Raw genomic sequence first — 9,303 nt, forward strand, 5'->3', positions numbered from 1 at the left:
ACAAGGAGGAATTTAAAAAGTGAAGAATAAAATTATAGTTTTAATGATGGCTTTACTAATGGTAGGACTTGTTGCAGGTAATGCAGCAGCTTCTGAATGGGAAGCTATTGGTGGTATGGCTATTACAGAGGTGACTTTAGATAAGTGGAATACAACTATTGATGATTTGAATGGAGGATATTTTGATGAAAAAGGAAAGATATTAGCTAAGTTGCCTCCTGGTAGCTCAATTGATCAGATCGAAAAAATGGATAATATTGATCGAGTGCCAATTGTTTATCTAGGAGCTCAAAAAGCTTTAACTGAACAGTGGGATGGAACTATTAGATACGAATATATCTTTGGTGGTGTAGAAGGTTCTTCTGAAATTAACGGAATAAAGCATACTGGAGAAACTGATGTACGATTACATGGTTTAGCTTTTTTAGCAGATTATAATCTAAATGACCGCTGGTCTTTAGGTGGAGGCTTAGGATTTTATAGAGGTACTAAAAACAAAAAACTAGTTGGACCTTATTTTGGTAAGTTAGAACAAGATAATGATTATGATCTGGATGCAGTTAGCTACCGTTTAGGTGTAGCTTATGAGCGTTCTTTTGCAGAAAATTGGAATCTTAATGCTGCTTTAGGTTATATTTATATGGAAATAGATGATCAAGATGAAGGAAATGTTTACAGTAAAGGTTTTTCTTATAGTTTAGGTGTTGGATATAACTTTTAAATATAACTTTAAGAGCCCTTAAGGCAGAGATTTCAATTCTGCTTTAAGGGCTTTTTCTGTCTCTGTAGACTTTTCTCCTAACAAAATAATAAAGTAAACGTAGACGTAAACAGTAGACGTAAACTGTCTACGTAGGGAGAGGGGGAATATTAGTGCCTAAAAGAATAATAACAACTAAAGCTGAAAGTAAGCTCGGTCCAAAAGTAATAAGTATTTCTAACCGGAAGGGTGGAGTTGGGAAAACCACTCTGACTACAGTCATGGCTGAGGAAGTAGCCAATGCAGGTTACTCTGTAATGATGCTGGACCTTGATTCACAGACTGACCTGACTGACATCAACCTGAGCCAGAATGAAGATAGTAATCTTTTCGATCTACTAACAGGCCAGAAAGCATTGGAAGATGTAGTAGTTGAGCTGCCCGGCAAAGTAGACAAGAAAATCATAGCCGGGTCAGCTAGAGTGGATGAAATACAGACTGGTGTCAGCAACACTCTGGCAGAAATAGTGGAGGAGCTGAAGGAGACCTATGATTTTGTTCTCTTGGACCATCCACCGAGTCTGACTGAACTTTCTAGAGCTGGCTACATTGTCAGTGATCAGTTGCTAATCATTGCAGAAGCCCAGCAGCTTGCACTAAAGAATCTGATCAGTTTTCTACTGGAAATCAAAGAACTGCAGTTGAAGGCAGAAACTAAGCTGAAAGTTCTAGGAATAGTGGCTAACAAAGTGGATCTAAGAAGAAATCTGACTAAGAGAATGCTTGCAGAGTTCAAAAGAACCTACCCGGTTCTCTTCTTTGAGAACTACATCGGAGTAGATACAGCAATTCCCAATGCTCAATTCAATCAGGAAACAATGAGAGATCTACCATGGAGGGCAAGAACCTTGAGCCAGTTTGAAAGAGTAATAGAAGAGATGATTCAGCGGCTGCAGTAGGTGAAGGACTAAAAATCTAAGGGGGATTTTTGATGCCTAAAAAAGTACAGGTAAATAAACCAGAGTTGAAAAAGAAGTCTAAAGTAAAGGATAATGATGCTGCTTTGAAAGAGAATCTGAAAAAGCGAAGAGAAAAGAAAAGCTTTGATGAGGTTCACACCAGGGTTACTACCTATCTTGAAAAGCCAGTCAGGGAGAAGATGGAGCTGCTCAAGGATAAGGATGTAATAGATAGCTATACTCAGCTTGTAAATCTGGCTATAAAACACTACATTGCAAAACACCTGGACTAAGACTAATGACCTATGCCTTTTTGATGAGGGCATGGGTCTTTTTTGTTCTCAGAAAAAGAAGTCCTAGAGTGTTAGCTAAGTCAAAAAGGCAGCTAAAATACAATCGGAGTTCAGCTGTGATTCTGGAAAGAAGAAATATGGTTTTTGAAATGATTCAGGAATATACTTGTATTTCTAATTATTTACATATAAAATTAACATAACATCAATAAAATAATTTAATTGGAGTGAATGTTATGACTGAAGCTGTTGTTAATGAATTAGAATTGGTTGATATTTTACCAAAGTTACTAAATAAGGATCTATTTTCTGAGAGAAAAATGGAAGAAATGAATAAAGAAGAAAGAACTATATTTAAGAAAATTGATATGGAAGCTAAATTAGATGAATTTAATATCCATGAATGGCTTGAAGATGTGATTTTTGATGGAGAAATTTATTTTGATGATTTCAATAACTTTATTTATTACAATGATGATGATTTTTATAAACAAATAGTGAATTATTATGAGCAGGATAATTTATTTGGAATAGATTTAATTCTATTAAAAAGACAAATAGATATTTTTGAAAAAATTGATCAAAGCTTAGATTATTTTTGGAATATAGCTTTCAATATTCTAGAAGATCCATTTTCAGAAAGTCAATTCTCTCCAGAAGGAGATGAATGGTATTTTTTGAAAAACATTAGTAAAAACTATAATGAAATTAAAAAATATAGAGCTAAAATCAAGACAACAATGTTAAATAAGAATGTAAGCAAATTAAATAGATTGTATTATAAAAATAATATAGAATCCAACATTGAAAATGATTATATTCGTGAACTTATTAATAAAGTAGAAAGAAAAATCCAAATGTTATTAGATCATGAAGAGGTTTTAAGAGAAATCAAAAATGAAAAAATGAATGCGATTATTGAAAATACTGTAATAAATCTACTTAAAGAAAATAAAACAGTTGAGGAAATTGCAGAATTAACTAATTATTCAGAGGTTCTGATTGAAAGTGAAAAAGAAAGACTAAGTGATAAGTAAAATAAATACCAAATATACAAACTATAAATATGTCACTAAAGACCTATGCCTTTTTGATGAGGGCATGGGTCTTTTTTTGTGTGTTAAGAAAAAAAGAGGCCAGAATGTCTACAATGTAGAGAGTAGCTACAAAATGATAGATAATTGCCCGGATTCTAGTAGTGCTAGCAATTGAAGGACAAAAAAATTGTGCTTGTAAAAAATCGATTTGAAAGAAGTTTGAGATATATATCATTTATATAGATTAAGAAAGATACCTTCCTAGTTGAGGTATCTTTCTTTTTTAGGTTAAAAACTAAAATAAAGGAGTGGATAAAATGAGGATAATTAAGACATTTGAAGATTTGGAATTACTGGAGAACACAGAAGTGCTGAATGAAGAATATTTGCAGTGGATCAAAAACTACTTTCTGCAGCTTTTCGATCTGCTTGGCAGAAGAGAAACATTAGACCAGTTCAGGCTGGGGTGGTTGGAAGGTTTTGTGATTGTGCTAGAAAAAGGAGATAACTTAAGGGATCTTTCTCTCTTTGGATTGAATCCAGAAAATGATGGTCTGCTAGGCTGTCCTCTGGAATATGTTGAAGAATATAAGCTGGAAAGTATAAGTTTCTACAAAATAGGAATCCTGATGGATAATGAATGCATGATGACGTTTCTTTCTGAGGTTGGAGATCATGATGAGGAAATTGAAGACTTTCTGAGAGAAGAATCTGTAGACATTGCAAAATATCACAGGGACCACAAAGCTGAGCTGAATGAGGATCATGAACTACCATTCTAAACTAAGGAAGGAGCAAAGAAAATGCTAAACTACAAAGATTTTGATGATCAAATGCTGCTGGGTAGATTGGTTTCTGAGTCAGCTGCAGTAGAACTATTTCAAGATTACAACTCACTGGAGGAAATAATTCTAAAAACTTACAGTAAAGAACTGCAGAGGTACAAAGGAATAGGTAAAGTAAAGAGTGAACAAATACCTGCAGTTGCTGAAATAATTCGAAGGATACTAAAAGCTGAGAAGAAAAATACTACTAAGATTGGCAATCCATTGGATGTCTACAACTACTTCAAGGAGATGCAGTTTCTTGAGCAGGAAGAGGCCAGGATCCTGATGCTGAATGTGAAAAGTGAGATCATGTCTGAAAAGATTGTAACTAGAGGCACAATCAGCAACAGTCTGCTTTCTCCAAGAGAAGTTTTCGCTCCCGCAGTAAGAAGTCTGGCAAAGGCAGTAGTAGTAGTTCATAATCATCCCAGTGGAGATCCTACACCATCATTTGATGATGAGAAGACCACCGATAAACTTGCGAAAGCAGCTAAAATTCTCGAAGTACAGCTGGTGGATCACGTAATCATTGGCCGAGATAATTTCACCAGTTTGAAAGAAAAATTGAACTGGTAAGTCAAACTGAAAAATGGTGAAAAACGTAAAATAGCTCGTAATTCCTAATCAATTGAGCTAAGGAGTAAATTTGACGTAGATGTACTCGAAAAAGTTAAGAAAAGCGAGTAATTACAAAAATAGCATAAAAAGGAGGCTAAATCGTGAGACAGAAGAAGTTGCCCAATGTACTTAGTGAAGAAGAACAAAAAAGACTTTTGGAACAGCCCAATCCGAGATACGTAACTGGACAGAGAAACCACCTGCTGCTGAAGATATTTTTGGATGCTGGTTTGCGGTTGTCAGAGGCAACCGGGCTTAAATGGAAAAATATATCTCTAATGACAGGACAGCTGAAGGTAGTAGAAGGCAAGGGAGCGAAGGACCGAATTTTGTGGCTGGCAGAAGAAAATCTGGAGCTGCTGAAGAGTTGGAAGCAGAGGCAAGCACTAGAAGCAAAAGAAAATTTGAATTACGTCTTCACGGCCATGAGTAAGGGAACCCTGGGAAATAAGCTGGATAATAGATACGTGCAGGACATGGTAAAGAGATATGCAAAAAAGGCAGGAATTTCCAAAAATGTAAGTCCGCATACATGCAGACATACGTTCGCTACAGATATGCTTCGTAAGACAAAAAACATCAGAATGGTCCAACGAGCACTTGGTCATAACCAATTAAATACAACTATGATATATACTTACATTTATGATTCAGAGTTAAAAGTGCAAATGAAGAACTTTCGGGAGAAGAATAAGGAGGAATAGTAAATAAAATGGAGATCATAATTGGAATAATCATAAAATTGCTGGAGTAATAATAATTGATGCTAATAAGGCAGCTAAGCTGGAAAGCCGGCTAGCTGAGAAAGCTGGCAATTGACAATCAAAAAAGGAGGATACAAAATGAAGTTGAATTTTGACTACGCTGATAGTAAAACTGCAGTTGTAAATATAAGTTTTGATGGAAAAATACACCAGGCTGTACTAACTGATGATGAAAAAAATGTCGTAATTTATGAATCACAAGAGATGAATTACCCTAGATGGGGAATCTATGCTCTAAAAATAACTGAATATCTTGAGATAATAGATGAAGTAAGTTGGATCAGAAATAATCTAACAGAGGAAGAAAAAGAAATACTCGATGATCTGAAGAAGGAGGCTAACCAAAATGATTAACGGAGCAAAAATTGCATCACTTGTAAGACCAAGTAGTAATCTCATAATAGTTCCACTTGATAATGCTAAATATGTAATTTCTGACACTTACATTATGCTAATCATGGACGAAGAGGAATTCACTGAGTTTTTCTCAAAGTACAATAGCTTCAAGTCCACAGCCAACATTCCACTGAACTTTGTTGGAGCAATTTCTAAAACTGGAGATAAATTTGAAAGTACAGATGTAAATGTTCTGAGGATAATTGATAAAGTAGAAGCGGCATTTGAAGAAGTTGAAATTACACCATTCTACCTAAAACGAGATAAGAAAAAAGAGGCCAGGATCTACAAGGTAAAAGATATGCTGGCAATATTTCTGAGAAAGTATGATTTTCTGCTGGAGCTGGGTGATACTTACAAAGCTGCAGGAAAAATAGAGCCCCTTTTCGTCTGCCAAGATGGAGAAGTAAAGGCAATAATAATGCCTGTAAGATATGTAGATGATATGTCGCTAAAAGATAAAATAAAAGAACTAATTGCTTAAGGAAAGGAGCTAAAAAATGAGACTACTAACTAAAGAGATCGAGAAAAAGCTACCCTCAATTGAAGAGGCTAAAGCTTTCGATGATCCTGTTGTACAGGTCAAGTTCTTTCATCCGCTAAGTAATTGGACATGGTATGCAGCTGGCTACAGTGATGATCATTTCTGGGGACTTGTAGATGGTGATTTCCTTGAAATTGGGATTTTTTGTCTTTCTGAGATGAAAAGTATTCGGGTTTTTGAACTCGGGATTGAAAGAGATCTGCATTTTGAACCTAAGCCGTTGTCGGAAGTACGACAGGAAATACAAAAAAGGAGGAGGTGAAGTAGATTGGCTAATGTGAATTGGGCCGTTGTTTTGGTGTTGGTGATTCGATTGATTTTGGAAGGAATGGAAGCTGCAGAAGCTGCTGATAGAGTAGCTGGTAGTTCAAATATGATCTCCTCAGAAAAAATACTCTCACTCCTTCCTGATCGATACCTGTAGAATGATTGAAAAAGGATACCTTGAACGTGAGGTGTTCTTTTTTTGCAAAGATAGCGGGGTTCGGTGGTCATACGGTATTCAAACCGGGGGTTGATTAGCCCTGTTTTGACAGTGATGATGGAGGCGACTCCCGAAAACCCGGTGGGAATTCCTTTCAGAGCTTAGTGTAGTATTTTTGGAGGCCGGAGGACAGAGAAAAAACAACCCACCTAGAGTACATTTCTATTATTTTCAGAAAAAATCTATTGAAATATATTAATCTATTACTAAATTACTAAAGAAACGGAATTGAAAAATATATTTTCCCAAAAACATTACCACAAAAAAAAATGGGAAAATGATATTTTTCAATTTCTCCTAATTATCTCTTTTTTTATCTACGGTTTAACGGGTATTATTATTATGATTATTGTCATGTCAGTAATTTTTGTAAACCGTACTAGTTCCCACTAAATTCCCGTAACCCGTAAAAATATTGCAGCTACAGTATATTTTAGATACAATTAAGTTAAATTATTTAATAGTGAGGGGATGATTTAAAATGTCAGAGTGGAATCAAAAAGAACTTGTAGAATTGATTAAAAAGTATGAAAGTTCAGTGGGAAACAATATCTTACCAGGTTTATCTTCTATAAGAAAAAAAGTTGTTGAAATAAGTAATTTATTAAAAAAAGAAGAGTTTTCTGATATATTTAAGATAAAACCTATAAAAGAGAAAGAAAAAGGAGGATATTCTTTTGATGAAAAACAACTGAACGCAATTTTTTTAATTTTATTACTAAAATATGATGAGAATGAAGATTTATTTGAGCAATTAATAAACAAAAAGAGGCTAGTAAATAGTACAAATGATAGAATTAAAAAACTTTATGAAAAAAGTATGAAATTGAGAAATAATAAAAAGAATAAAGAAGAACATGCTGAACTATTAGAAAAAATTATAAAAGAAAGTTTTCAACTTCAAAAGCTAATGGAAGAATATTCTAAGATTGTATCTGAGATTAAAGATTATGATTATAAAAGGTTAGATAAATATGAAAGTAAATTTGATCACATAAAAACAGGAAAGATTATTAATCAGTATAAAGATTATATTGGGTTCATGTCGATGGAGAAAGAAGTAAAATCTTATTTATCACAGATATTTGAGCATATATCATCATATACTCCAGAAGTAGCTCAAGAAATTATCGAAGAATTAAAAGAAGAAGAATTAACTATAATTAATGTAAAGAAAAAATTAATGGAAATTAAAATGTCCCATTCAGATCAAATTGAAAAGGAGAATCATGAATTAATTAAATTAGTTGAAAGCTTAGAATTAAATGAACAGCAATATAATGAGTAATTATAGTAGTTAAAATAGAATAGTTTAGAAATCCTCTTTAGAGTCAGACCATGTAATAGTGGTCTGGCTTTTTTTTTTTGATTTCAGTCCTATTTTCAACAGAAAAAAATAAAAAGTTTTTCCAGTCCATTAAGATTATTTATCTTGAGATTTCTATTATATCAAGCTTTTGCTCTCAGCAAGGTTAATAGTACCGGAAGTTAAAATTGGTTTCTTCCACTGATATATCTTAAAATGCTTTATTTTTATATAATTTATTTATAGTCAAGAAAGAAAACAAATATCGACGGATTAATTTTAGGATGGTGATAAACTTCAACAAAAACTAAATATTTTAAATTATAAAGAATAAATGAATTTATTTTTAGTTTGAGCCATATTTTCAGCGGAAAAAAATAAATAATTCTTCCGGTTATTTAAGACTATTTAGATCAAGATCACTATTATATCAAGCTTTTGCTCTCAGTAAGGTTAATAGTACCGGAAGTTAAAATTGACTTTTTCCTTTACTCTCGATTTTTAAGAGTTTAGTAATTATACTGTATATAGACTTAATCAAACAAAAATTATTACAAGATAAATTTAAAGGAAGGTGATGCCTACAATAAAAATTAATATTGCAAATCTGCTTTTTAGCAGACGGCCATAGGAGGGATCCGAAAGGGTGCTGAGTCAGCGGGCCGTTATCGGGCTGACACAACAAGACAACATTTATTAGGCACAGAAACATTTATTATTACCACCAAAAATATTAAGGAGGAATTATTATTATGAAAACTGCTAACGTAATCGAATTTGACAAGGATCTATTTAAGGTAGAAGAACTTTATGAGCGAGCTGGTATTATTGTAGAAACATTTAACGGAGTTGAACCTTATTTAGTAAGTGATGAAGAAATTGAATCATATATTCTTGAACTCAGAAATTACCTCGCAGAATCAGAGTTATCTCCTAGCCATATATTTTTAAGACCAGACGGAAAGATCGAATTACTTTTTTACCCTATCAATGCTAGAGGATTTACTGAAGATGAATTAAATACCCTGGCCTATGAACTTGATATTGTTTTTACATTTTATAATAAGCTAAAAGTTGAAATTCCAGAAAACATTATTTCAGATTACAAACCAGAGCTTACTCAGGCCGAGATGTATTATCTATTTGTAACTGGAGTAGAAAAGAACACTAAAGATTTTAAGAATAATATTTTAGGAGAAATTCCAACTCCTAATGATAAACAAGCTATTGAAATTAAAGCTGCTCAGTAAATTAAGACTAAAAATTATAAGGAGGAATTACACTAGCATTGCATAAAAATATTTAAGCATTGTCAAATTTAAGTTATTGAGAAACTATACTATCTACAGAATATTCAGTCACACCCTTATCCTTT

13 protein-coding genes are annotated in these 9,303 nt (G+C 33.4%); all 13 read left to right on the plus strand.

Annotated features, from left to right (window positions below):
* Nucleotides 1-19: 19 nt before the first annotated feature.
* Nucleotides 20-721 (plus strand): autotransporter domain-containing protein, encoded by a 702-nt coding sequence (locus DFR80_RS04475; RefSeq protein WP_114489305.1) that lies wholly within the window; start codon nucleotides 20-22, stop codon nucleotides 719-721.
* A gap of 152 nt (nucleotides 722-873) precedes the next feature.
* A complete protein-coding gene (locus tag DFR80_RS04480; protein ID WP_158537676.1) occupies nucleotides 874-1,659 on the plus strand; it encodes a ParA family protein in 786 nt (261 codons plus the stop codon).
* A 32-nt stretch (nucleotides 1,660-1,691) separates the two neighbouring features.
* On the plus strand, nucleotides 1,692-1,952 hold the full coding sequence (locus DFR80_RS04485) for a hypothetical protein (protein WP_114489307.1): 261 nt from the start codon (nucleotides 1,692-1,694) through the stop codon (nucleotides 1,950-1,952).
* A 236-nt stretch (nucleotides 1,953-2,188) separates the two neighbouring features.
* Nucleotides 2,189-2,989 (plus strand): hypothetical protein, encoded by an 801-nt coding sequence (locus DFR80_RS04490; RefSeq protein WP_114489308.1) that lies wholly within the window; start codon nucleotides 2,189-2,191, stop codon nucleotides 2,987-2,989.
* A gap of 317 nt (nucleotides 2,990-3,306) precedes the next feature.
* Nucleotides 3,307-3,771: a hypothetical protein gene (locus DFR80_RS04495; RefSeq protein WP_114489309.1), complete on the plus strand. Its 465-nt coding sequence runs from the start codon at nucleotides 3,307-3,309 to the stop codon at nucleotides 3,769-3,771.
* A gap of 21 nt (nucleotides 3,772-3,792) precedes the next feature.
* Nucleotides 3,793-4,392: a RadC family protein gene (locus tag DFR80_RS04500; protein ID WP_114489310.1), complete on the plus strand. Its 600-nt coding sequence runs from the start codon at nucleotides 3,793-3,795 to the stop codon at nucleotides 4,390-4,392.
* A gap of 143 nt (nucleotides 4,393-4,535) precedes the next feature.
* Nucleotides 4,536-5,138 (plus strand): tyrosine-type recombinase/integrase, encoded by a 603-nt coding sequence (locus DFR80_RS04505; protein WP_114489311.1) that lies wholly within the window; start codon nucleotides 4,536-4,538, stop codon nucleotides 5,136-5,138.
* Between the two features lie 111 nt (nucleotides 5,139-5,249).
* Nucleotides 5,250-5,552 (plus strand): hypothetical protein, encoded by a 303-nt coding sequence (locus tag DFR80_RS04510; RefSeq protein ID WP_158537677.1) that lies wholly within the window; start codon nucleotides 5,250-5,252, stop codon nucleotides 5,550-5,552.
* Complete coding sequence (locus DFR80_RS04515; RefSeq protein WP_114489313.1) at nucleotides 5,545-6,078, plus strand: hypothetical protein; 534 nt, start codon at nucleotides 5,545-5,547, stop codon at nucleotides 6,076-6,078. Before DFR80_RS04510 ends, DFR80_RS04515 begins: the two co-directional genes overlap by 8 nt.
* Before the next feature lie 16 nt (nucleotides 6,079-6,094).
* Nucleotides 6,095-6,400 (plus strand): DUF2958 domain-containing protein, encoded by a 306-nt coding sequence (locus DFR80_RS04520; RefSeq protein ID WP_114489314.1) that lies wholly within the window; start codon nucleotides 6,095-6,097, stop codon nucleotides 6,398-6,400.
* Between the two features lie 6 nt (nucleotides 6,401-6,406).
* The gene (locus tag DFR80_RS15175) at nucleotides 6,407-6,562 is read left to right on the plus strand and encodes a hypothetical protein (protein ID WP_158537678.1); all 156 of its coding nucleotides are present in this window, start codon (nucleotides 6,407-6,409) and stop codon (nucleotides 6,560-6,562) included.
* 541 nt (nucleotides 6,563-7,103) lie between these two features.
* The gene (locus DFR80_RS04525) at nucleotides 7,104-7,910 is read left to right on the plus strand and encodes a hypothetical protein (protein ID WP_114489315.1); all 807 of its coding nucleotides are present in this window, start codon (nucleotides 7,104-7,106) and stop codon (nucleotides 7,908-7,910) included.
* Nucleotides 7,911-8,680: 770 nt separating this feature from the next.
* A complete protein-coding gene (locus DFR80_RS04530; protein WP_114489316.1) occupies nucleotides 8,681-9,178 on the plus strand; it encodes a hypothetical protein in 498 nt (165 codons plus the stop codon).
* Nucleotides 9,179-9,303: the final 125 nt, after the last annotated feature.

The sequence above is a fragment of the Halanaerobium sp. ST460_2HS_T2 genome (genome assembly GCF_003337665.1).
Lineage (GTDB): Bacteria > Bacillota > Halanaerobiia > Halanaerobiales > Halanaerobiaceae > Halanaerobium > Halanaerobium kushneri.